A 22,293-nucleotide genomic window follows, 5' to 3' on the forward strand; every position below is an offset into this window, starting at 1 on the left:
TGAAATGTGGGTGAGAGCGCCTCCAGGAGGTAAACGTGAGACCAGATCACATCAGAGATTTCGACAAGCCCGCCGACCCGCACGCTCCGGCGGACCCCGTATCGCCGCGACGCGTACTCGAATTGTTCGCGCCGTACCGGAAACAGATCGCGATAGTCACAGCAGTGATTACTCTCAGCGCGATCGTCGCGTTGGGTAGCCCGTTGCTCCTCCGCGAAATGCTCGACAAGGCTATCCCCGACAAAAACCTCGGACTCGTGAGCTTCCTGGCGATCGGCATGATCGCCATCGCGATCATCACCAGTTGCCTCGGTGTGGCGCAAACCTGGATGTCCAACAGCATCGGCCAGAAACTGATGCATCAACTGCGTGTGCGGGTGTACTCGCATCTGCAGAATCAGTCCCTCGGATTCTTCGCTCGAACGCGTACCGGCGAAGTACAGTCGCGCATCGCCAACGACATCGGCGGCATGCAATCCGTCGTCACCAATACCGCAACATCGATCGCTCAGAACGCAACAACAGTTGCCGCGACCATCGTCGCGCTGTTCCTGCTCGATTGGCGTCTGGCGATCTTCTCGCTCGCGATTCTGCCCGTCTTCATCCGTATTGCGCGAAAGATCGGCAACGAGCGTCGCAAGATTTCGGGTACACGGCAGAAGTTGCTCAGCGACCTGTCCGTTCAGGTCGAGGAATCCCTTTCGGTCAGCGGCATCTTGCTCGGCAAGACCACGGGCGCGAAATCGGCGCTCACCGATCGCTTCACCGAGCGCTCCGCCGAAGTGGCCGACGTCGAACTCCGCGCAATGATGGCTGGAAAATGGCGCATGGCAACCATGTCGATCACGTTTGCGGCCATGCCCGCATTGGTCTACTGGTTTGCCGGATTCACCCTTGACCACGGCAACACCATCACAGTCGGAACGTTGGTTGCCTTCACGACTTTGCAGACGCAGTTGTTCCGGCCGACCATGATGCTTCTCAATACCGGCGTTGAAGTGCAGAGTTCCATGGCACTGTTCAGCCGGGTTTTCGAGTACCTGGATCTGCCGATCGACATCGCCGATCCGGAGGAGTCGAAGGAATTCGACCGGGCAACGATGACTGGCGAACTGCGATTCGACCACGTCGACTTCTCGTACCCCGGAACCGACTCCAAGACTCTGAACGACATCGATCTGAGCGTCCCCGCCGGCGGAACTCTCGCGCTCGTCGGGTCAACGGGATCGGGCAAGACCACTCTCGGGTACCTCGCCGCGCGGTTGTACGACCCGACGGCTGGGTCCGTGACGATCGACGGCGTCGATCTACGTGACCTCGATCTGTCCACGGTTTCCGACCTGATCGGTGTCGTATCTCAGGAGACGTACCTGTTCCACACGACGATTCGCGAGAATCTGCGGTTCGCGAAACCTGATGCCACTGACGAGGAGATCGAGCAGGCCGCACGCATTGCGCAGATCCACGAGTTCATCGTCGGTCTGGACGAGGGTTACGACACCATGGTCGGTGAGCGTGGCTACCGGTTCTCGGGTGGCGAGAAGCAACGTATCGCCATTGCGCGGACGGTATTGCGAAACCCGCCGATCCTGGTTCTCGACGAGGCGACCAGCGCGCTGGACAACCGCACCGAACGTGCGTTGCAGGACGCCTTGGATGAACTCATGGTTGGGCGCACCACTCTTGTTGTAGCGCACAGGCTTTCGACAGTGAGGGATGCAGACCTGATTGCAGTGCTCGATCAGGGCGTGGTCGTGGAGAAGGGCACCCACGACGAGTTGGTCGAACAAGGTGGACGGTATGCGCAGCTCCTCGCGGCCACCGGCAACGACGCCACGGAACTGCCGTCCGAACTTCAGAGTGTGTGAACCTCCACGCGCAATGTGGGTAATGCGACAAACGCCGATAGGCTGACGGTTATGGCTGAGTTTATTTATACGATGAAGAAGGTGCGCAAGGCGCACGGTGACAAGGTCATCCTCGATGACGTCACGATGAGCTTCTACCCCGGCGCGAAGATCGGTGTCGTCGGACCCAACGGCGCTGGTAAGTCCAGCATCCTCAAGATCATGGCCGGACTGGACCAGCCGGGCAACGGCGAGGCGTTCATCGCTCCCGGCGCAACGGTCGGCATCCTCATGCAGGAGCCGCAGCTCGACGAGACCAAGACCGTTCGCGAGAACGTCGAAGAAGGCCTCGGCGAGACCATGGTTCAGCTCAAGCGATACAACGAGATCGCCGAGCTCATGGCTACGGATTACTCCGACGAGCTGATGGAAGAAATGGGCGAGCTTCAGGAGAAGCTCGACCATGCCAACGCCTGGGAGATCGATTCCCAGCTCGAACAGGCCATGGACGCGCTGCGTTGCCCGCCGCCGGAGGACATGGTCACGCACCTCTCCGGTGGTGAGAAGCGTCGCGTCGCACTGTGCAAGCTGCTGCTGAGCAAGCCCGACCTGCTGCTCCTCGATGAGCCCACTAACCACCTCGACGCCGAGTCGGTCCTGTGGCTCGAGCAGCACCTCGCTGCATACCCCGGCGCTATCCTCGCCGTCACTCACGATCGTTACTTCCTCGATCACGTGGCGCAGTGGATCTGTGAGGTCGACCGCGGTCGCCTCTACCCGTACGAGGGCAACTACTCCACATACCTGGAGCAGAAGGCCGCTCGCCTCGAGGTGTCCGGCAAGAAGGACCAGAAGCTGCAGAAGCGACTCAAGGACGAACTCGCGTGGGTTCGTTCCGGCGCCAAGGCCCGTCAGGCCAAGAGCAAGGCACGTCTGGATCGCTACGAAGAGATGGCCATCGAGGCGGAAAAGACCCGCAAGCTCGACTTCGACGAGATCCAGATTCCGGCACCGCCGCGTCTGGGCGACGTTGTCGTCGAGGTCAAGAACCTCGACAAGGGCTTCGACGGTCGCGTCCTGATCAAGGACCTCTCGTTCACGCTTCCGCGTAACGGCATCGTCGGCGTCATCGGTCCCAACGGTGTCGGTAAGACGACGCTGTTCAAGACCATTGTCGGTCTCGAAGAGCCGGATTCGGGTGAGGTCAAGATCGGTCAGACGGTCAAGCTGAGCTACGTCGACCAGAACCGCAGCGGCATCGACCCGAAGAAGACGGTCTGGGAGACCGTGTCCGACGGACTCGACTTCATCGTCGTCGGCCAGACCGAATTCCCGTCGCGCGCCTACATCAGCTCGTTCGGATTCAAGGGTCACGATCAGCAGAAGCCTGCCGGCGTTCTCTCCGGTGGTGAGCGCAACCGTCTGAACCTGGCGATGACGCTCAAGCAGGGCGGCAACCTGATCCTGCTCGATGAGCCGACTAACGACCTCGACGTCGAAACCCTCGGTTCGCTGGAGAACGCTCTCGAAGAGTTCCCAGGCTGCGCCGTCGTGATCTCGCACGATCGCTGGTTCCTGGACCGCACGTGTACCCACATCCTGGCGTGGGAAGGCGGCTTCGGCGATAACGAAGCTGCTTGGTACTGGTACGAAGGCAACTTCGAAGGCTACGAGGCCAACAAGGTCGAGCGACTCGGCGCCGACGCCGCGCGTCCGCACCGCGTCACGCACCGCAAGCTCACCAGGGACTGACCTGTGGCAGACGCATTCAGTTGCGAGGTCCAGGTTCGGTGGGGTGATTCCGACCGCCTGGGCCATGTCAACAACACCAAGTACGCCGAGTACATGCAGGAAGCTCGAATCCAGTTTCTGGAGTCGAAGCTTGCTGTTCACGGTGGGCGGCCGGGATACGTCGTCGTCCGAAAGATGACTATCGAATTCCTCAAGCCTGTGACGGATTCTTCCGGTCCGCTGCAGATCGACGTCGTCACGACGCACGTCGGAAAGTCGTCGTTCACGGTCCGTCACATCATCCGCGACAACACGGGTGCCGAGTGCGCCTTCGGTGATGCGCTGATGGTCGGATTCGACAAGGTGACCGAAAGGTCCAGAACCCTTGCCGAGAGTGAACGTTCGGTTCTCGAAGCTGCGCTCGTTTCGGTGAATGAACCGCAAGATTTCGTCTCGTAGTTCGCCCTAGATGGTGGTCGCCGCGGCTAGTCTCGAGTCAGAGATTGGCCGCGGTGATCAGAACCCACGGTGGTCAAGGCCTCCAGGGATCTAGACCTACAGGGATGTGAGTCAAGAATGACGGACCGACAAGAGACCTCCTCAAGCCTCGACGAAGCGACGTTACTCACGCGCCTTCGCGAGGCTTTTTTCACACATATCGACGAGGGCGACAGCGACGATGTGATCAATGGCCGATCCGATCGAGTCTTGCTTGCGCACCTTGCACTCGGGCGGCACCGGACGCCGGGAACCGCGGTGTGGCATGTCTACCGTCCGTGGGGACCGGAAGGTCTCGGAGCTTCCGTGCAGATCGTCACCGACGACATGTCGCTGCTTGTCGAGTCCGTCACGGCGATGCTCAATCGACTCGGTGTGGGAATCAGTCAGTTCGCGCATCCGATCCTGACCGTGGAACGCGACAATTCTGGCAATCTGGTTTCCTTGGACGGCAACGGAATTCAGGAATCCTGGATGCACGTTCAGTTGGATTCCGAAGTCGACGAATCAGCTCTCGACGCTATCGATGCGCATCTGGGCAAAGTGCTCGCAGATGTCCGTCAGGTCGTCGAAGACACTCCGGCCATGACCGCGCTCGAATTGAGCATCGCTGATGAACTCGAGAAATCGGCATCCACGGCGTCCGGGAGAATTTCGCCCGAAGAGTTCTCCGATACCGCGCGGTTGCTCCGCTGGATGGCCGACGGAAACTATGCGGTGCTGGGATACCGCCGATTCGAGGGCACATCCGACGGTTCACGTACCGTCGAGGGCAGCGCTCTGGGAGTGCTCCGGACTGATGTCGTCACTGAGGGGCCGATGAGTTTGCCGCCCGTTGCGGATCTCCCGGACCGCCCGCTGCTGGTCCTCACTCAAGGCTCGTTCCCGGCCACAGTTCACCGCGCGGTTTACCCTTACTTCGTCGGTATCTCCATCCTCGACGACGACGGAAACATAGTGGGGGAGCACAGGTTTCTCGGAGTGTTCACGGTGGTGGCGCTACACGAGAACGTACTCGCGATTCCGCTGATCGAGCGTCGTGTGCGTGAGGTGATCAAACGTGCTGGTGTGGATCTCAATTCGTATTCCGGCCAGGCGATGCTCGAAGTGATCCAGTCGTTCCCGCGTACCGAGTTGTTCTCGAGTGACACACAAACCTTGTTCGAAACCGTTCACGCTGTCCACAGCATCGGACTGCGTCGGCAGGTGCGGTTGTTCGTACGCGAAGACACGTTCGGACGCTTTGTCTCGTGCTTGGTGTATCTGCCGCGAGACCGCTATACGACGCGTGTGCGCTTGGCGATGCAGCACACACTGTGGCGTGAATTCGGTCCGGGCACTCTCGATTACACGGCCCGGGTTACCGAGAACGATCTGGCGTTGCTTCACGTGACGATCCGTCGTGAGCCGGGCAGTGAACCGGTTCATCTGGATGTGTCCGAGGAGAATCGTGAGCGAGTCCAGGGGTTACTGACCGAGGTCAGTCGCAGCTGGGACGACCGTATCACTGACCTGGTGCGCGACGCGTCGAGTGCGGAACTTGAACTTGTGCAGCGGTATTCGCGTGTTCTTCCGGACGGGTACAAAGAAGACTTCGAACCCTCGCGGGCGCTGTCCGATATCGCTCGACTCGAGGCACTGGCGCCCGGAGCGATCGATGTATTGCTTTATCGGGCTGAAGATTCCGATCCCGGTCAGTGGCGGTTCACGCTCTTTGTCGGCGGCGGCGGTATCTCGCTCAGTCAGGTTCTTCCGGTGTTGCAGTCACTCGGAGTGGAGGTGCTCGACGAAAGACCACACGTTGTGCAGCGCCTCGACGGAGTGCAGTGCTGGATCTACGATTTCGGGCTGTTCGTGCCGGCGGATCTACGGGCGTCCGTCGAAATCGATCTCGATACGCAAGTCCCTTTGGAGACCAGCACAGTTCCGCTGACCGAGGTGCAGAAGCGTTTCACCGCTGCCTTCGGTGCCGTGTGGTTCGGACGCGCCGAGGCCGACCGTTTCAACGAACTGGTGCTGCGGGCCGGAATGACGTGGCGGCAGGCAGTTGTGCTGCGTGCCTACGCAAAGTACTTGCGGCAGGCTACCTTTCCTTACAGTCAATTTCATATCGAGGGAATTGCCCTCACGCACCCGAAGACGGCTTGTGCGTTGGTGGAATTGTTCGAGGCGATGTTCGATCCACAGTCACAGGATGAAGGGCGTGTCGCCGAGCTGGAGGAGCAGTTGCGGGCCTCCATCGACGAGGTGCTCAGTTTGGATGCCGACCGCATTCTGCGAGGCATGTTCTCGCTGGTGAAAGCGACGTTGCGCACCAATTTCTACGTCATCGACGGGGACGGGCGCTCGCGTGACTATTTGTCGATCAAGCTCGATCCGTCCCGGATCAGTGAATTGCCCAAGCCCCGGCCGGCTTTCGAGATCTTCGTGTACTCGCCGAAAGTCGAAGGTGTGCACCTTCGGTTCGGTGCGGTCGCCCGCGGCGGTTTGAGGTGGTCGGATCGGCGTGAAGATTTCCGCACCGAGGTACTTGGCTTGGTGAAGGCCCAGGCCGTCAAAAATGCCGTCATCGTTCCCGTAGGCGCCAAAGGTGGTTTCGTTGTGAAGAATCCGCCGCCGCCTACCGGTGATCCGGTGGTAGATCGCACGGCAACATTGGAGTCCGGCAAGGCGTGCTACCGCACCTTCATCTCGGGACTTCTCGATATCACCGACAACGTCGATCCCGATACGGGCGCAGTTGTCACCCCGGAGCGGGTAGTACGAAAGGACGACGAGGATCGATACCTGGTAGTCGCCGCAGACAAGGGGACTGCATCGTTCTCCGATCTGGCGAATTCTGTTGCAGCGCAATATGATTTCTGGCTCGGTGACGCCTTTGCCTCCGGTGGATCGGTAGGATACGACCACAAGGGAATGGGCATCACGGCGCGTGGCGCGTGGGAAAGTGTCAAGCGTCATTTCCGTGAGATCGGCGTCGACACGCAGTCCGAGGATTTCACCACCGTCGGCGTGGGCGACATGAGCGGTGACGTTTTCGGCAACGGTATGTTGCTCAGCCGTCACATCCGACTTGTCGGTGCTTTTGATCATCGGCATATCTTCCTCGATCCCAACCCTGATGCAGCGCGGTCGTTTGTGGAGCGCGGGCGATTGTTCGAACTACCCAGATCGTCCTGGGCTGACTACGACGCCAGCTTGATCAGTGAAGGCGGTGGAGTCTGGGATCGCACGGTCAAGTCCGTTCCGATCGCCGAAAGTGTGCGTTTTGCAATCGGATTGGACGAAGGTGTCACCAAACTGTCACCGCCCGAACTGATGCGGGCAATCCTGTCCGCTCCGGTGGACCTGCTGTGGAACGGTGGAATCGGTACCTACATCAAGGCGTCCAGCGAAACCAACGCCCAGGTCGGTGACAAGAGCAACGACGCCGTACGCGTCGACGGGCAGGATCTACGGGTCAAGGTGGTCGGCGAAGGCGGCAACCTCGGAGTGACCGCGCTGGGGCGCATCGAGTTCAGCGCCGGCGGCGGCCACATCAACACCGACGCCATCGACAACTCTGCCGGCGTGGACTGCTCCGACCACGAGGTCAACATCAAGATCCTTCTCGACACGCTGGTCCGTTCCGGATCATTGCCCACTGCCGAGCGGAACCCGTTGTTGGCCTTGATGACCGACGATGTTGCAAAACTTGTTCTGGCGGACAACATCGCTCAGAATGCACTTCTCGGAATATCGCGCGTCAGCGCGGCGCAGATGCTCGCAGTCCACCGCAGACAGTTGGCCGATCTGGGTAAGACTCGCGGGCTCGATCGTAAGCTCGAGGCGCTGCCGACGGACACGGAGATCGAGCGACGGCTCGAAGTCGGATCCGGTTTGACGTCACCCGAATTGGCGACTCTCACAGCGCATGTGAAACTTTCGCTCAAGGACGATCTGCTGGCTACCGAACTGCCGGACAATGAATACTTTGCACAACAGATCCCCGGGTATTTCCCGTCGGCGGTGAGTGAGCGTTTTGCTTCGGAAATCAAGGACCACCCGCTGAGACGGCAAATCGTGGCGACCATGCTCGTCAACGAGGTCATCGACAACGGCGGCATCACCTACGCGTACCGGTTGGCTGAGGAGACCGGCGCCAGCAGCACCGATTCGATCCGGGCGTACGCGGCCGTCCGTGAGGTGTTTGCCCTCGACGACGTGTGGGCGCGGATCCGGTCGGCCGGGCTCACCGCCGATCTCGAGAACGATCTGATCATCGAATCGTGCCGACTGCTCGATCGGGCGTCACGATGGTTCCTGGCGAATCGGCCGCAGCCGATTGCCGTGGGGGCCGAGGTGTCGCGCTATTCCGCGGCCTACCGATCGACGGCACCGCTTGTTCCCGGCTTGCTCGGCGGACATCAGTTGACGGATCTGTTGTCCCGATCCCAATCAGTCATCGACCGCGGCGCCCCGCAACGGTTGGCGCTCGAAGTCTTCCGGCTACTGGATGTGTACTGCCTCCTCGACATCGCGGACATCGCCGATATTGCCGAGCACGACATCGCGGAAGTTGCGCAACTGTATTACGCGCTCGATGCGCATCTCGGAATCGACTGGCTGCTCACCGCAGTGTCGGGACTCGAACGGGGCGACCGTTGGCATTCCCTCGCGCGGTTGGCGTTGCGCGACGATCTCTACAGCTCGCTGCGGCACCTCACGATGGAAGTGCTGTCCGGCGGTGAGCCCGGGGAATCACCTCAGGAAAAGATCGACGAATGGGAATCGACCAACGCGTCGAGGCTCAGTCGGGCGAGGGCCGCTCTCGGTGAGATCTTCGAGTCTGGGACGCTTGACCTGGCGACGCTCTCAGTGGCGGCGCGGCAGGTTCGTAGCATGGTGCGCAGCATGGGCACCCGATCGGAGGTAGGACGTTGAGCAAAGGATTTCACGCCGACGTAGTGGTTCGGTGGTCCGATATGGATGCCTTCCAGCACATCAACCATGCCCGCATGGTGACGTTGCTGGAGGAGGCTCGAATTCCTTGGCTGTTTCAAGACGGCTGCCCCACAGTCACATTGCGCGACGGCGCCGTGATTGCGGATTTGCATGTGCGGTACCGAGGTCAACTGCGGCACGAGGATTCACCGCTCGACATCGTGATGTGGGTGGAAAAGGTACGGGCAGTGGACTTCACGATCGCCTACGAGGTACGGCCCAAGGGTGCCGGTCTCGACGTGGCGCCGTCGATTGTCGCGTCGACGCAGATCGCGGCATTCGATATCGATACTCAGCGTCTGCGTCGACTCAGCGGACCCGAGCGGGAGTACTTGGAGAGCTGGCAGCGTGCATGAACGAATGCTGACCGTGCCCGATGAAGCCGAGCGTAAGAACTTGGCCGGCTTCATTGGACACGCACTCAGGTTGGATGAATCTTCCGTGATCCGGATGCGTCGACGCGGCCCGGATCACGTGAGTGTTTGGGCGGCAACAGGTTTTGACGCATTGGCAACCCGCACCGTGGTGGGCACGATCAACCCGGACGACACCTCGGCAGCGGGGGATCAGTTGCTGGCCGCCCTCAGGCAAACGATCGACGAGTTCATCGATCCCGGTTTTGCGATGGATTCCGCCTGGCGTGGGGCCCTGCCTCCAATGGACGGTTACGAGCATCTCGATGATGTTCCCGCTCGCGTGTTGATCGAATTGGCCCAGCGTGGAAATGCTTTGGCGCAGGAGCACGGCAGCAATCAGGGGCCGCCGGCGTCGTTGCTGGATCAGGACGTGCTCGAGGTCAGCGGTCCGTCAGGCACGGTCGGAATCTCGATGCGCGTGATATTCGCTTTGACGGCAATGGGATTCATCCCACACACGGGCTCCGACGCGATGACGGCCGATATCGACCTCGCGCTCATCGACGCGTCGGAGTTGGTGCGTGTGCGGGCAAGTAAATCGTGGCTTCGACTCGACGCTCGGTTCGGTTCCATCTATCGGCACCGCGGTGGGTCCATTCCGCTGATGGTTGCCCGATAGCAGTCGGATCAGGTTAGGTCAGATCAGCCAGGCGGCAGCGTTGGTCGGCAGTTGACCGTCGATCAACGGTGCGCTGGTGAGCAGGACCTGGCCACCGGGCAGCGCGATGGGTTCGTCCGTCGTATTGAGAGCGCAGATCAAGCCGCCCCGTCGACGGAACGCCAGGCACCCCGGAGGGCTCCCGTACCAATCGATGTCACTGCCGGAGATCTCCGGCGTCGATGCGCGTAGCTCGAGGGCGCTGCGATACAGCGAAAGCATTGAATCTACGTCCTCGATCTGTGCTTCGACCGTCAACGTGGACCACTCAGCCGGCATCGGCAGCCACGTGGTTGCAGCGGTGGTAAACCCGAACGGCGGTTCGGCACCTTCCCACGGCAACGGCACTCGGCAGCCGTCACGTCCACGCTCGGCATGGCCGGAGCGTTCCCACACCGGATCCTGGAGAGCGTCGTCGGGAAGGTCGACGTTGGGCAATCCCAATTCTGCGCCGTTGTAGATGAAGACGGCACCGGGAAGCGCGAGTTCGACCATGGCCATTGCTCGTGCGCGTTGGGTCCCGACCGCACCTCCGCCGTATCGGGTGACTTCGCGCTCGACGTCGTGGTTGGACAGCGTCCACGTGGGAACTCCGCCGACTGCCGCGACTGCAGCGATGGAGTTGTCGATGGCTGCGCGTACCGACTCCGCGGAGAACTCGGTTTCGGCCAATCGAAAATTGAATCCGAGGTGAAGTTCGTCCGGGCGGATGTATTCGCCGAACCGCTCGTTGTCGCGCACCCAGATCTCACCGACGGTCATCGCCTCGGGGAACTCGTTCATGACTTTGCGGATTCCGCGGTGAATCTCGTGGACGGCCGAATTGTTGAATCGGGGGTCGTCGTCGGAGTTGCGCATGAGCTCGTTGAGCTCCCAGTCATGGTCCGGCAAACCATCAGGCTTGGCCATTCCGTGGGCGACGTCGATGCGGAATCCGTCGATGCCGCGGCCGAGCCAGAAGCGCAGGGTCTTCGCGAGATCCTCGAATACCTCCGGATTGTTCCAATTCAGATCCGGCTGTTCCGTCGCGAAAATGTGGAGGTACCACTGGCCGGGTTTTCCGTCGGCTTCCGTGATGCGGGTCCAGGCCGGTCCGCCGAAGATGCTGGGCCAGTTGTTGGGCGGTTCGGTGCCGTTCTCACCCTTACCGTCGCGGAAAATATAACGGGATCTTTCAACGGAACCCGGCGTCGACGCCAGGGCGGCCTTGAACCATTCGTGCTGGTTGCTGGTGTGATTGGGGACCAGGTCCATCGTGACCTTGATGCCCCGCTCGTGCGCTGACTCGATCAGGGAATCCATGGCGGCGAGGTCACCGAACAGGGGATCGATGTCACGGGGATCGGAAACGTCGTAGCCGTGATCGGCCATCGGGGATCGCATGACCGGGCTCAACCAGAGCGCGTCGATACCGAGAAGTTCCAGGTACCCGAGTTTGTCTTCGATGCCACCGAGGTCACCGATGCCGTCGCCATTGGAATCAGCGAAGGATCGCGGATAGATCTGATAGAAAACCGCCTCGTTCCACCAGGGTGGACGAGGCGGGTTGGCGACGGTCGAATCCGCGGGGGTGCTCACAGCGATCAATAGTGCCAAACCTCGAGCGCTCCGACGACTTGGACACGGGAATTTTGTGGTTCTTTACCTCACCTTGGTGTACTTTGCACTTGCGAAGGCATTGCATTCAGCAACCTTTGCGTTACCGGGGGATCAAGTATGGGGGGAACAACTATGAGTTTGTCAGCGATCGAATCGGTCAGTTTGGACCTACTGCCGTTGAACGATGATCCGATCAACAAGGACTGGATAATCTCCGGAACTCCGACAGCTCGCGCAGCGCAATGGTCGGCCAGCAAGGACGGCACCACCACAACACATGTCTGGGACTGCACCAAGGGGCAGTTTCGCTGGTACTTCTCCGCAGACGAGATCGTCCACATCATGGAAGGTTCGGTCACCGTCGAATCGGATGGCAGCGAGAAGCGCACGCTGCGCGCGGGTGATGCGGCATTGTTCCGCGCCGGAAGCTGGTCGGAATGGAACGTCGACGAGTACGTCCGCAAGCACGCAATTCTGAGCGTGCCTCTGCATCCGAGTGTGTCGTTCGTGGTCCGCGCTGCGCGCAAGATCAGCCGGATGGTCAGTTCGCGCTAGCGGTTCAGATGGCCGAATTCACCATGGATGCCGCGGCCATGTCCATGTAGTCGGTCAGCTGCTTGCGGTGCCCAGTGTCGAGGGTTTTGTCGTCGATCGACGCGATGGCTACGTGCATGCAGCGTAGCCACGCGTCGCGTTCGATCGGGCCGATCACGAATGGGTTGTGACGCATCCGCAAACGCGGGTGTCCGCGTTCCTCGGAGTACGTCTGCGGGCCGCCCCAGTACTGCTCGAGGAACATTCGCATGCGCCGCTCTGCCGGCCCCAGATCGTCTTCCGGGTAGAGCGGGCGCACGACATCGTCCTTCGCGACTTCCTCGTAGAAACGCGCGGTGAGCTTGTGGAACGTCTCGGCTCCGCCGACGGCGTCGTAAAAGGTCTGCTGTACGTCATTCATGGCGAGTCCCATTGTGCCTGATGGTGGTGGTGAGTGGTTTCCGGGTCGATCGGGGCTGTGTTCACCCGAAATTCACCGATTGCCGACACAATTTTGTGCGAAATAGGAGTGCGCATCTCGATCATCCGTGGTCAACTTGGGGGCAGTCTCCCGGAGGTCGTATGAAGAACCGACACGCTGCACGTAATCACCGACAACTCCAGCCCCCTGGCGTCCGTGGCGCCTTTCCTCGCGCAGACGCGCGGAAAGACCACGCATCGGGGGCTGTTCTGGAAGTTGTTCCTGACGGGTTCAGTCCCACCGCTGACCCACTTTTTTCCGCCGAGAATTCTCTCCACGAGAGATTCCCTACCGATCATCTGGTTCCCGAATGGGTCAAACGCCGGGTACTGCTTCTCAATGTGACCTACGAGCCGCTGACCGCCTTGCCGGCGCGTCGCGCAGTAGTTCTCATGGCCTGCGGAAAGGCCGATACGGTTCACGAAGACGAGCACGGCCCCGTTGTACACTCCGCGGACTGGTCGGTGCAGGTGCCTTCGGTGATCCGGTTGCGTACTTACGTGCGCGTCCCGTATCGCGCCAGAATTCCCATGACCCGTGCCGCGCTCATGCATCGTGACCATTTTCGATGCGCATACTGCGGAGCCAAAGCCGAGACCATCGATCACGTAGTTCCGCGCAGTCGTGGCGGTGGGCACTCGTGGGAGAACTGCGTTGCCTGCTGCGCGCCGTGCAACCACCGTAAGGCCGACAAAATGCTCAGTGAACTGGGGTGGACGCTCAGAGCCGAGCTGGTTCCGCCCACCGGTCCCCACTGGCGACTGCTCGCCGCGACCAAGGAACTGCACCCATCTTGGATGCCGTATCTCGGGGTCGGCGCTGCCTGACCGGATGCCCGAGAAAAAATTGCCCGAGAATTTGTGGCCCTGACGCTTTCCTTCGGGGAGTTCTGGGCTACCGTTCTGGGGTGAGCATTCTCGAGGTAGTACTGATATACGTTGGGATCCCGGCCCTGATCACCGCCTTCTTCGCGGGTGCGTCCTTCCTCGGGAAGAAGACGCCGGGTCCGGTTCCGCCGGCGTTCCATCTGGGTGAGTCGTGGGATCACGCCCCCGTTCTGTGGAGTGCTGTCGACGAGGTGACCGTTCGCGGTGGCCATCACGGCAGTGCACACGCGATCGAAGCCGGTTCGGCTGATCTGATTGGAGGGTCCGCAAGTGGCAAGTGGTGATCATTCGGCAACGGTCGCAATAGCGTCCGAAGACCTGCCCATGGGCAGCGTCATCACGTCCAGTGGCCGTATTTCCGGCGTGCACCGGGTGGGGGAGCCGTTCACGGACGACCTCCCGTTCGAGACGATGGATCTTGTTGCCCTCGACGTAGCGTTGACCGAGGCCACACGCGCCACCAAGGTGCGTTTCAATGCGTACATCGGTGACCTGGGTGCCAACCCGGCAGCCGGTGCCGACGCACTGTTCCCGACGACGCTCGAAGCTGAGCGCTCGGTCCTGATCGCAGTTTCGCCCAACCAGCGCGTCGTCGAGGTCCGTAGTGGCCGCGTCATCGCCGATCGTGTTACCGACCGCGTTGCCCAGCTCGGTGCAACCGCAGCGGTCAGCTCGTTCAGCGAGGGCAACCTCATCGACGGACTGATCAGTGCGATCCGCGTCATGAGCGCCGCAATTTCTGCGCCGTAAGTTTTTCCAGCCAGACAAGGCCGGTGCCCGCCTCGATTTCTCGAAGCGGGCACCGGCCTTGTGTATGTCTTGGAGGCTATGTCAGCTCGCGTCGAACTTTCGGGCTGCCAACGACCGGACTACTCCGGCTTGCCCCTCTACGACCAAGCGGCGCAATGCGGGCGGGATGTCGCCGGTCAGGAAACGATCTGCAGCGGCGACCGACTCTTCGGTGATCGACCACGACGGGTACAAGCCGACGACGACGGTCTGCGCGACCTCGCTCGAACGTCGCTCCCACACCGCGGCGATATCGCCGAAGTAGCGCGAGACAAACGGCTCGAGGAGTTCGCCTTGGCCCTCACGGGCAAAACCGCCGATGATCGATCGTGCCGTGATGTTGGGTACCGAATCGTCGCCGACGACCTTTGCCCACACCTGTTCCTTGACGGCAGCTTGCGGCCGGCCCGCAGCGGCAGCAGCAGCCTGGCGGGCGCCTGCAGCCGTCGGATCGCGCTGGGCTTCGGAATCGATGAACGGAGTCTCGATTCCGGCGGAGTCGATTTCACCCGCTGCGGCGAGCGCTCCGACAATGCGCCAACGCAGGTCGGTGTCTACAACCAAACCGTCCAGGCCAACCGTCGCGGGGTCTGCGTCGAGCAGTTCCTGCAGGACCTCGGTGTGCCACGGTGAGAGCGCTACGCCGGTGAGCGCGTTGACAAATGCCAGCTGGTGATCGGACCCGGCCTCGGCTTCGCGCGCGAGCTCGAGGAGTCGGTTGGCAAAATCTGCCCAACCTTGCGCCGACGCCCAGGCGGGGTCCGCGTAGCTGCCGATCGCTGTCTGTGCCTGAAGTAGAAGACGTTGAACCACGCCAACTTCGGTCTCGGATCTGATGCCGCGCTGAACCAGGGCCACGAAGTCGCGTGCCTTCAGTTCGGCCTGGCGCGTCATCTCCCAGGCTGCCGACCACACCAGGGTGCGGGGGAGTGATTCGGCGACATCGCCGACGCGGTCGATCGCCGTCGCCAGTGACTGCGGGTCCAAGCGCACCGAGCAGTACGTGAGGTCGTCGTCGTTGACGAGAACCAGTTGGCCACGATGGATGCCGACCAACTCGGGGACGTCGGTGCTCTCGGTGGCGTCGAGGTCGAGTTCGACGCGATGGGTGCGCACCAGTGCGCCGTCGACGTCGTCGTAGATTCCGACAGCGATGCGGTGTACTCGACGCTCACCGGCGCCGGGCGCTGCGCCGTCCTGCAATATCGCGAAGCGGGTGAACTTGCCGTCGGCGTCGATGTCGAAGTCGGGACGCAGGATATTGAGGCCGGTCGTCTTGAGCCACTGAGTGCCCCAGTCGGAAAGGTCACGGCCGGAAGATTTTTCGAGAGCGCCGAGGAGATCGTCGAATGTTGCGTTACCGAATGCGTGTTCGCGGAAGTACTCCCGCAATCCGGCGAGGAAAGGGTCGAGTCCGACGTAGGCCACCAACTGCTTGAGGACGCTGGCGCCCTTGGCGTAGGTGATTCCGTCGAAGTTGACCTCGACAGCAGCGAGGTCGGGAATGTCTGCCGCGATGGGGTGCGTCGACGGCAATTGATCCTGCCGGTATGCCCATGACTTCTCGACGTTGGCGAAGGTCGTCCAGGCGTTCTTGTATTCGGTGGCCTCGGTCTGGCACAGGACGGAAGCGAAGGTGGCGAAGGATTCGTTGAGCCACAGGTCGTCCCACCAGGTCATGGTGACGAGGTCGCCGAACCACATGTGGGCCATCTCGTGGAGCACGGTCTCGGAGCGACGCTCGTACGAGTAGCGGGTGACCTTGGAGCGGAAGACGTAGTCCTCCAAGAATGTTACGGCCCCCGCGTTCTCCATCGCGCCGGCGTTGAACTCGGGAACAAAGAGTTGGTCGTACTTCCCGAAGGCATAGGGTACACCGAAGTTGCGGTGGTAGAAGTCGAAACCCTGCTTGGTTTCGGTGAACAGGCGCTCTTCGTCCATGAACTCGGCAAGTGAAGCGCGGCAGTAGATCCCGAGGGGGATGGTGCCGTGATCGTCGGAGTAGTTGTCATTCCACTGCGCGTACGGTCCGGCGATGAGCGCGACGAGGTAGGTGCTCATCTTCGGGGTGGTGCGGAAGATGTGCTTGCCGGGGTCTGCGGCCAGGGTCGGATCGACCGCCGAGTTGGAAATGACCTTCCAGGACGTGGGCGCGCTGACGCGAACGTCGAAGGTGGCCTTGAGATCCGGTTGATCGAAGCACGCGAACATGCGCTTGGCGTCGGCAGTCTCGAACTGGGAGTACAGGTAGACGGAATCGTCCGTCGGATCGACGAAGCGGTGCAAGCCTTCGCCGGTATGTGAGTACTCGCAATCGGCTTCGATGACCAGTTCATTGGTTGCGGCAAGGTTGGGCAGCGCGATTCCGGTGGACTCGTCGTAACTCGACACGTCCAACGCTGCGCCGTTGAGTACCGCCGAGTGAATGCGCGAAGCGATGATGTCGATGAAAGTGCTCGCTCCGGCGGTGGCAGCGAACGTCACGGTGGTCTTGGAAAAGAACGTGTTGTCTCCCGGACCGTCGTTTCCGTCGGTGAGATCGAGTTCGATCAGGTAGTTGTCGAGCGTCAGCAGCGCTGATCGCTCGGCTGCGGTCTCGCGGGTCAGATTCGGTGCGGCCACAAAGATCTCCTCGTCTTTTGGTGTGGATCTAGTGTGTCCATCCCATCACGACCCGAGATGCTGTGTGTCTGCGGACGGTTCCGTCAGTGTTACCCGGACGCTTCCGTCAGTGGAATTGTGGGATCTGCCAGTCGTTTCGGGTCAACCGGGAGGGCACTGGCGACAAGTTCCTTGATGGCATCACCGGCGTCCCAGATATTGACGTTCATGCCGGCCAGAACCTTGTTGTTCGCGTCCAGCCAGAACACCAGGAACTCGCGCTTGTCGACGTCACCGCGGGTGACGACGGATGCATAGGCGCCGCGGGGTGCGTGGCCCACGTACTCCATTCCGAGGTCGTACTGGTCGGTGAAGAAGTACGGCATCCGGACGTACTCAGCGGGCTTTCCCAGCATCGTGTCCGCCGCAGTTGCAGGCTGGTTGAGGGCGTTTGCCCAGTGCTCCACCCGGATTCGAGAGTTCAGGATCGGGTGCATCGCAGCTGCGATGTCGCCGACGGCCACCACGTCCGGGTCGCTGCTCTGCAGACCGGCATCGACCAGTATCCCGTTGTCGACGGCAATTCCGGCAGCCGACGCCAATTCGGTGTTGGGGAGGGCGCCCACTGCGATCAGAACGGCGTCGGCGGGGACAACGCTTCCGTCGGCCAAGGTAATTCCGGTTGCGAGGCCGTCGGAGACAGCAATGGACTTCACGTCGGTACTCGTTCGAAGATCGACGCCATTGCTGCGATGCAGTGCCGCGAACACTTCACCCATCTCGGGGCCAAGAGAGGTTTCGAGCGGGAGATTGCCGTGTTCGAGAATAGTGACGTCAACGTCGAAACTTCGGGCGGATGCCGCGATTTCCAGGCCGATCCACCCGGCGCCGATCACGACGAGTTTCTTGCCGGCCGAGAGGGTTCCGAGAAGCGCTGACGCTTGGTCGACTGTTCGGATGTAGTGAACGCCGGCCGCGTCGGATCCCGGGATGTCGAGGAGGCGTGAGCGTGAACCCGTGGCCAACGCCAGCTTGTCATAGACCATGGTCGAGCCGTCGGGAAGTGTGACCGTGTGTGCGGCGGTATCCACAGCTGTCACGGTGGTGCCCGGGCGTAGGTCGACGTGGTGGTCGCGGAACCATTCGCCGTCGTGAACCGTGAACTCCGGGAGCGTCTTCTTGCCGACAAAGAACTCTTTGGACAGTGGTGGCCGCTCGTAGGGAAGATGTTCTTCTTCACTCAGCAGGACGATGTCACCGGTGAAATCTCGTGCGCGCAGGGCCTCCGCGGTTTTTGCGCCGGCCAAGCCGCCGCCGATGATGACGAATCTCCGGTTTGCGCTCATGTCTGAACCACTCCTTCGCACTCGTGTCACTTCGACATTACTGCTGCGCGAAGGTACTTCGGGAGTACATGGGAAGGATTGTCCGTGGATAATTGTTGCTATGGCGGGCGCGGAAACGTTCGCGCTCGATAAGACCATGAACCGATGAGGGAGTTTTCTTCGTGAGTGCAACCCCGAACACAAGCGCCGACAGAGCCGATTTCTGGTTCGACCCCCTCTGCCCGTGGTGCTGGATCACCTCGCGTTGGATACTCGAAGCGCAACAGGTGCGCAATATCGACGCGAAGTTTCACGTCATGAGCCTGGCAGTTCTCAACGAAGGACGCGAACTGCCTGAGGAATACCGCGACATGATGAGCAAGGCGTGGGGTCCGGTTCGTGTTGCGATCGCTGCAGCGAAGCTCAAGGGTGACGACATCCTGCTGCCGCTCTACACGGCAATGGGCATCAAGATTCACAACGAAGGCAATAAGGACTTTGCCGACGTCATCAAGAGTTCACTCGAAGAGGTCGGACTCCCGGCAGAACTCGCTGACGCCGCCGAATCAACCGACTACGACGACGCCCTGCGCGAAAGTCATCATCAGGGAATGGACGCCGTCGGACCTGACGTCGGAACTCCCACTATCCATGTCAACGGCGTTGCGTTCTTCGGTCCCGTTCTCTCGCGTATTCCGCGAGGCGAGGATGCCGGACGCGTCTGGGATGGTGCGGTTGCGCTCGCGAGCTACCCGCACTTCTTCGAACTCAAGCGCACCCGCAACGAGGATCCTCAGTTCGATTGAGTCGTTCTGACGAGATCGAAACGGAAGATCTGAGAAGGCCGAAAAAATAGATGACCGGAGCGCGTGCGGTTGCGTAGTGCAGCCGCACGCCAGGTCAGCACCGGGTGACTCGCCAGAATGTTCACGAACCACGGAAAGAATCCGGATTCGAGAGTCGCCCTGTCGGCCAGCTCGTCAAAACCCACCAGACCCACCAGGTACTTTCCGGCGCCCAGCACTCCCATCGCGCCGGCGGCTCCTTGCGGACGCATGTGGAATCCGAAATTGTCGGCGGTGTATTCCATCGACCGCGAGAGCGAAGATCCGACCACCGGAATGTAGTTGGACGCGAACTGTCCCCACTGACGCCAATACGACGCGTGACCGGCCGCAATATGCCCGACCTCGTGGCCGATGATGAACGCCAGAGCATCCGGCTGACGGGCCTGGCCGCCCACCTCGAACAGGTCGCTGTAGACGACAACAAACCGGCGAAACCCATGGCCCGACGCAAACGCATTGATCTTGCCGTTTCCCAGCACGACATAGGCGTCGGGTGGCGTTTTCATGCCGAAGCGAGCCGCCGCTTCTGCCACCAGTTGATAACCGTCCGGAAATTGTGTGGGCGACATCTTGATTCCGTTGACCTGCTGCGAACCGTACAACTGCCCGCGCGCGAAAAACAGCAGGATCGGTGCTGCCAGAACAATGAAGATCCACGTCGACAGGCTGCCGGTCGCGATCAGGACGAGCGCGACGACGTAGGCCACGACAGTGGTCAGAATTGCCAGGACGAGGAGCGGGATCTCCCACGGATGTCGAACGAGAGAGTTTCCCGGTGATACTCGGCCTTGCTGTGGATACATTTGCACCACGATAGGCCCGGGTGCGCAGAGTCTGCTGGGCCTGAGAGAATTGTCGGCATGCGCGTATACCTGGGTGCCGACCATGCCGGATTCGAACGTAAGAACGAGATCATCGAACACCTGAAAGCGAACGGCCACGAGGCCATCGACTGCGGTGCTCACGAGTACGACGCCGTGGATGACTACCCGGCCTTCTGCATCGAAGCTGCCAAGCGAGTAGTAGCTGACGAAGGAAGCCTGGGAATCGTCCTCGGCGGAAGCGGCAACGGCGAGCAGATCGCGGCCAACAAGGTCCCCGGCGCTCGCTGCGCCCTGGCCTGGAGCGTCGAGACGGCCAAGCTGGCCCGCGAGCACAACAAGGCTCAGCTCATCGGAATCGGTGGCCGCATGCATTCCCTCGAGGAATCACTGGCAATTGTCGACGCGTTCCTCGCCACCGAATGGTCAGGCGAAGAGCGTCACCAGCGTCGTATCGACATCTTGTCCGAGTACGAGAAGACCGGTGTCGCACCGGCTTTGCCGCAGTCCTGATCGACAAGTAGTCCCGTGCCCGAAGGTCATACCCTGCATCGGCTGGCACGATTGCATGCCCGTAAGTTTGTCGGTTCACCAGTCCGCGTTGTCAGTCCGCAAGGTCGATTCGCGGAAGACGCGCGGCTGGTGGACGGTCATGTACTCGTGTCGTCCGATGCCTGGGGCAAACACCTCTGGCACACCTACGACAACGGGCTGATCGTCCACGTACACCTCGGGTTGTACGGAAAATTCACAGACAGCGTCCTGCCGATGGAAGAACCGGTGGGGCAAGTTCGGATGCGAATGGTCGGTGCCGATTTCGGTACCGACCTTCGTGGTCCCACTGCGTGCGAGGTTCTGATGCCGCCGCAGGTAGCTGCCGTCGAAGCCCGTCTCGGACCCGATCCTTTGCGGCGCGCCGCAGATCCGGACGAGGCTTGGGTGCGAATCTCCAAGTCCAAGAACGTAATCGGTGCGCTTCTCATGGATCAGGCAGTGCTGGCCGGTGTCGGTAACGTGTATCGCGCCGAACTGCTCTTCCGTCACGGAATCAATCCTGAGCGCCCCGGCAACCTCGTCACCTACGACGAGTGGACTGCGATGTGGGCGGATCTGGTCGAACTCATGAAAGTGGGCGTACGACGAGGTCAGATGCACGTCGTGCGCGACGAGCATGACAACGGTGATCCGGCCTATGCGAAGGATCGTCCGCGCACGTACGTTTACAGGAGAGCAGGATCGCCGTGCCGCGTGTGCGGTACACCGATCATGCATTCCGTCATGAAGGCGCGAAACCTGTTCTGGTGCCCCGTGTGTCAGGCAGTCTAGAAGTCCATTCCGCCGTCGAAGAATCCGCCGTCGCTCCCACCGTCGTAGCTTCCGCCACCGTCATAGTTGCCGCCGTCGGTATTGCCTTGATCGCCAGGGTCCACCCCTTGATCGCTCATTCCTTGATCCACGTTCGGATCGCCGCCTGCCTCGAAAGCATTTGCGTCGTAAGGAACTCCGCTCATTCCGGAGAACATGGTGGAGAAGAGCATCATCGAACCCAGTCCCCAGGCGCCGGCAACCAGGGCCGGCTTCCACCACGGTTCGGAGTACCAGCCGGCCGGAACCGGGCGCCCGGCAACGCGTCCGCCGGGGTAGTAGTTGGGGGTTCGTGAGGACGGCGTGGGGGACGCGGCGATCTCGCGGCCTTCGAACTCCACTTCGCGTGCTTCGGTGACCGCGCCCGCGGCTTTCTGTCCGTCGAGGCTGGGAACGTCCGGTCCCGGATCCATACACATGGCGACTCTGGCCGCACGAATGTAGTAAAGACCTTCCAACGCAGTCTGTTTCGCGAGCCTAGCCTGGACCGGCGTCGCGGCCTGATCGATCTGCGAGCCGGCTGCGTTGTATCGCTCGGCCGCGTCGGCAAGTGCTTGGCGCGACGCGTCGTCGCTGCCCGTGAGGTTGTAGACCTGGCCACCGAGGCGCTCGATCGCCTGCCGGGCATCGGCTTTTGCGTCGTCGAGTTGTGTTGCACTGTTGCCGGAACCGCGTTGCTGGCTCTTCATGACCAGGAACACGACAACAGCCAGTACAACGAGGATGAGAAGAATCGTGGTCACGAGTGGCCTCCCGAGCTGCAAAAGATCCGGACAACTCCAGGATACGGACCGATACAAAAAAGAATCCGCACCGGCGAGGCCGATGCGGATTCTTGTGGAAGTTTCCCTCCGGTGGAGGGGATGACGGGAATCGAACCCGCGTGATCAGTTTGGAAGACTGAGGCTCT

General features: G+C 61.1%; 19 protein-coding genes. 13 read left to right on the forward strand and 6 right to left on the reverse strand.

Annotated elements, in window-relative coordinates; genetic code table 11:
- Nucleotides 1-35 precede the first annotated feature (35 nt).
- The 6 genes from QM600_RS20575 (at nt 36) to QM600_RS20600 (ending at nt 10,094) form a co-directional block, all read left to right on the forward strand.
- Nucleotides 36-1,868, forward strand: coding sequence for an ABC transporter ATP-binding protein (locus QM600_RS20575; protein ID WP_283263413.1), 1,833 nt, complete (start codon nt 36-38; stop codon nt 1,866-1,868).
- Between the two features lie 51 nt (nt 1,869-1,919).
- The gene (ettA, locus tag QM600_RS20580; protein WP_094273980.1) at nt 1,920-3,599 is read left to right on the forward strand and encodes an energy-dependent translational throttle protein EttA; all 1,680 of its coding nucleotides are present in this window, start codon (nt 1,920-1,922) and stop codon (nt 3,597-3,599) included.
- Between the two features lie 3 nt (nt 3,600-3,602).
- Nucleotides 3,603-4,037: an acyl-CoA thioesterase gene (locus QM600_RS20585; protein WP_283263414.1), complete on the forward strand. Its 435-nt coding sequence runs from the start codon at nt 3,603-3,605 to the stop codon at nt 4,035-4,037.
- Between the two features lie 117 nt (nt 4,038-4,154).
- The gene (locus tag QM600_RS20590) at nt 4,155-8,999 is read left to right on the forward strand and encodes an NAD-glutamate dehydrogenase (protein WP_283263415.1); all 4,845 of its coding nucleotides are present in this window, start codon (nt 4,155-4,157) and stop codon (nt 8,997-8,999) included.
- Complete coding sequence (locus QM600_RS20595) at nt 8,996-9,415, forward strand: acyl-CoA thioesterase (protein ID WP_283263416.1); 420 nt, start codon at nt 8,996-8,998, stop codon at nt 9,413-9,415. Before QM600_RS20590 ends, QM600_RS20595 begins: the two co-directional genes overlap by 4 nt.
- Nucleotides 9,408-10,094 carry a DUF8185 domain-containing protein gene (locus QM600_RS20600; RefSeq protein WP_283263417.1) on the forward strand — a complete coding sequence of 229 codons (687 nt, stop codon included), beginning with the start codon at nt 9,408-9,410 and terminating at the stop codon, nt 10,092-10,094. Before QM600_RS20595 ends, QM600_RS20600 begins: the two co-directional genes overlap by 8 nt.
- 18 nt (nt 10,095-10,112) lie before the next feature.
- Here the strand turns inward: QM600_RS20600 and QM600_RS20605 are convergent, their stop codons facing one another.
- A complete protein-coding gene (locus QM600_RS20605; RefSeq protein WP_283263418.1) occupies nt 10,113-11,711 on the reverse strand; it encodes a glycoside hydrolase family 13 protein in 1,599 nt (532 codons plus the stop codon).
- Between the two features lie 153 nt (nt 11,712-11,864).
- Between QM600_RS20605 and QM600_RS20610 the strand changes: the two genes are divergently transcribed.
- Nucleotides 11,865-12,287 (forward strand): cupin domain-containing protein, encoded by a 423-nt coding sequence (locus QM600_RS20610; RefSeq protein WP_283263419.1) that lies wholly within the window; start codon nt 11,865-11,867, stop codon nt 12,285-12,287.
- 4 nt (nt 12,288-12,291) lie between these two features.
- Here the strand turns inward: QM600_RS20610 and QM600_RS20615 are convergent, their stop codons facing one another.
- Nucleotides 12,292-12,687 (reverse strand): globin, encoded by a 396-nt coding sequence (locus tag QM600_RS20615; RefSeq protein WP_283263420.1) that lies wholly within the window; start codon nt 12,685-12,687, stop codon nt 12,292-12,294.
- Between the two features lie 161 nt (nt 12,688-12,848).
- Here QM600_RS20615 and QM600_RS20620 point away from each other — a divergent pair, with 161 nt between their 5' ends.
- The 3 genes from QM600_RS20620 to QM600_RS20630 all read left to right on the forward strand — a co-directional run bounded on the left by QM600_RS20620 (nt 12,849) and on the right by QM600_RS20630 (nt 14,384).
- Nucleotides 12,849-13,574 carry an HNH endonuclease gene (locus tag QM600_RS20620; protein ID WP_283263421.1) on the forward strand — a complete coding sequence of 242 codons (726 nt, stop codon included), beginning with the start codon at nt 12,849-12,851 and terminating at the stop codon, nt 13,572-13,574.
- 80 nt (nt 13,575-13,654) lie between these two features.
- Complete coding sequence (gene ctaJ / locus QM600_RS20625) at nt 13,655-13,918, forward strand: aa3-type cytochrome oxidase subunit CtaJ (protein WP_094273973.1); 264 nt, start codon at nt 13,655-13,657, stop codon at nt 13,916-13,918.
- Nucleotides 13,905-14,384, forward strand: a complete 480-nt coding sequence (locus QM600_RS20630) for a DUF5130 domain-containing protein (protein ID WP_283263422.1) — start codon at nt 13,905-13,907, stop codon at nt 14,382-14,384. Before ctaJ ends, QM600_RS20630 begins: the two co-directional genes overlap by 14 nt.
- 81 nt (nt 14,385-14,465) lie before the next feature.
- Here QM600_RS20630 and pepN read toward each other — a convergent pair whose 3' ends face one another.
- Both pepN and QM600_RS20640 read right to left on the reverse strand, forming a co-directional pair.
- Entirely contained in the window at nt 14,466-17,045 is a 2,580-nt protein-coding gene (gene pepN / locus QM600_RS20635; RefSeq protein WP_283263423.1) for an aminopeptidase N, read from the reverse strand.
- An 89-nt stretch (nt 17,046-17,134) separates the two neighbouring features.
- The gene (locus QM600_RS20640) at nt 17,135-18,370 is read right to left on the reverse strand and encodes an NAD(P)/FAD-dependent oxidoreductase (RefSeq protein WP_283263424.1); all 1,236 of its coding nucleotides are present in this window, start codon (nt 18,368-18,370) and stop codon (nt 17,135-17,137) included.
- 161 nt (nt 18,371-18,531) lie between these two features.
- Here QM600_RS20640 and QM600_RS20645 point away from each other — a divergent pair, with 161 nt between their 5' ends.
- On the forward strand, nt 18,532-19,155 hold the full coding sequence (locus QM600_RS20645; RefSeq protein ID WP_283263425.1) for a DsbA family oxidoreductase: 624 nt from the start codon (nt 18,532-18,534) through the stop codon (nt 19,153-19,155).
- Here the strand turns inward: QM600_RS20645 and QM600_RS20650 are convergent.
- Nucleotides 19,143-20,000, reverse strand: a complete 858-nt coding sequence (locus tag QM600_RS20650) for a M48 family metallopeptidase (protein ID WP_283263426.1) — start codon at nt 19,998-20,000, stop codon at nt 19,143-19,145. The two genes, QM600_RS20645 and QM600_RS20650, sit on opposite strands and share 13 nt — an antisense overlap.
- A 57-nt stretch (nt 20,001-20,057) precedes the next feature.
- Between QM600_RS20650 and QM600_RS20655 the strand changes: the two genes are divergently transcribed.
- Nucleotides 20,058-20,531 (forward strand): ribose-5-phosphate isomerase, encoded by a 474-nt coding sequence (locus QM600_RS20655; protein WP_283263427.1) that lies wholly within the window; start codon nt 20,058-20,060, stop codon nt 20,529-20,531.
- 15 nt (nt 20,532-20,546) lie between these two features.
- The gene (locus tag QM600_RS20660; RefSeq protein ID WP_283263428.1) at nt 20,547-21,344 is read left to right on the forward strand and encodes an Fpg/Nei family DNA glycosylase; all 798 of its coding nucleotides are present in this window, start codon (nt 20,547-20,549) and stop codon (nt 21,342-21,344) included.
- Here the strand turns inward: QM600_RS20660 and QM600_RS20665 are convergent.
- Entirely contained in the window at nt 21,341-22,072 is a 732-nt protein-coding gene (locus QM600_RS20665; protein WP_283263429.1) for a DUF1542 domain-containing protein, read from the reverse strand. The two genes, QM600_RS20660 and QM600_RS20665, sit on opposite strands and share 4 nt — an antisense overlap.
- Nucleotides 22,073-22,293 lie beyond the last annotated feature (221 nt).

The sequence above is a fragment of the Rhodococcus sp. IEGM 1379 genome (assembly GCF_030056815.1).
In the GTDB taxonomy this organism is placed as follows: Bacteria; Actinomycetota; Actinomycetes; order Mycobacteriales; family Mycobacteriaceae; genus Rhodococcus_F.

What these genes read in the sequence shown, in the direction of transcription:
- ettA (WP_094273980.1), top strand. Translation starts at nt 1,920, where the DNA reads ATGGCTGAGTTTATTTATACGATGAAGAAGGTGCGCAAGGCGCACGGT.
- QM600_RS20590 (WP_283263415.1), top strand. Translation starts at nt 4,155, where the DNA reads ATGACGGACCGACAAGAGACCTCCTCAAGCCTCGACGAAGCGACGTTA.
- QM600_RS20610 (WP_283263419.1), top strand. Translation starts at nt 11,865, where the DNA reads ATGAGTTTGTCAGCGATCGAATCGGTCAGTTTGGACCTACTGCCGTTG.
- QM600_RS20615 (WP_283263420.1), bottom strand. Translation starts at nt 12,687, where the DNA reads ATGAATGACGTACAGCAGACCTTTTACGACGCCGTCGGCGGAGCCGAG.
- QM600_RS20620 (WP_283263421.1), top strand. Translation starts at nt 12,849, where the DNA reads ATGAAGAACCGACACGCTGCACGTAATCACCGACAACTCCAGCCCCCT.
- QM600_RS20640 (WP_283263424.1), bottom strand. Translation starts at nt 18,370, where the DNA reads ATGAGCGCAAACCGGAGATTCGTCATCATCGGCGGCGGCTTGGCCGGC.
- QM600_RS20650 (WP_283263426.1), bottom strand. Translation starts at nt 20,000, where the DNA reads ATGTATCCACAGCAAGGCCGAGTATCACCGGGAAACTCTCTCGTTCGA.
- QM600_RS20655 (WP_283263427.1), top strand. Translation starts at nt 20,058, where the DNA reads ATGCGCGTATACCTGGGTGCCGACCATGCCGGATTCGAACGTAAGAAC.
- QM600_RS20665 (WP_283263429.1), bottom strand. Translation starts at nt 22,072, where the DNA reads ATGAAGAGCCAGCAACGCGGTTCCGGCAACAGTGCAACACAACTCGAC.